The sequence below is a fragment of the Streptomyces sp. A012304 genome, from assembly GCF_026008495.1.
Lineage (GTDB): Bacteria > Actinomycetota > Actinomycetes > Streptomycetales > Streptomycetaceae > Streptomyces.
This window is the reverse complement of record NZ_BQUN01000178.1, coordinates 1-929: the sequence shown is the minus strand read 5'-3', so window position 1 is coordinate 929 and position 929 is coordinate 1. Positions and strand designations below refer to the sequence as shown.

At 66.5% G+C, this 929-nt stretch carries 1 protein-coding gene; it reads left to right on the top strand.

Annotated elements, in window-relative coordinates; genetic code table 11:
• The coding region (locus tag ALMP_RS35830; protein ID WP_264935958.1) for an alpha-glucosidase C-terminal domain-containing protein at positions 1-929 on the top strand (929 nt) is incomplete at both ends.

Here is a 929-nt window from a genome sequence, read left to right as displayed (position 1 = left end):
TATCCGGACACGGTGCTGCTGGCGGAGGCCAACCAGTGGCCCGAGGACGTCGTCGACTACTTCGGCGACTACGCCTCCGGCGGCGACGAATGCCACATGGCGTTCCACTTCCCGGTCATGCCCCGCATCTTCATGGCCGTCCGCCGGGAATCGCGCTATCCCGTCTCGGAAATCCTCGCCAAGACCCCCGCGATCCCCTCCAACTGCCAGTGGGGCATCTTCCTGCGGAACCACGACGAGCTGACCCTCGAAATGGTCACCGACGAAGAACGCGACTACATGTACGCGGAATACGCCAAGGACCCGCGGATGCGCGCCAACATCGGCATCCGACGACGCCTGGCCCCCCTGCTCGACAACGACCGCAACCAGATCGAGCTCTTCACCGCCCTGCTGCTGTCCCTGCCCGGCTCGCCGATCCTCTACTACGGCGACGAGATCGGCATGGGCGACAACATCTGGCTCGGCGACCGCGACGCGGTCCGCACCCCCATGCAGTGGACCCCCGACCGCAACGCCGGATTCTCCTCCTGCGACCCCGGCCGGCTCTTCCTGCCGACCATCATGGACCCCGTCCACGGCTACCAGGTCACCAACGTCGAGGCGTCCATGGCCTCCCCCTCGTCGCTGCTGCACTGGACCCGCCGCATGATCGAGATCCGCAAACAGAACCCCGCCTTCGGACTCGGCTCCTACACCGAGCTGTCCTCCACCAACCCGGCCGTCCTCGCCTTCCTGCGCGAATACGAGGACGACCTGGTCCTGTGCGTCCACAACTTCTCGCGCTTCGCCCAGCCCACCGAGCTGGACCTGCGCCGCTTCAAGGGCCGCTTCCCGGTCGAACTCTTCGGCGGGGTGCGTTTCCCCGCGATCGGCGAACTGCCCTACCTGCTCACCCTCGCAGGCCACGGTTTCTACTGGTTCCGGCT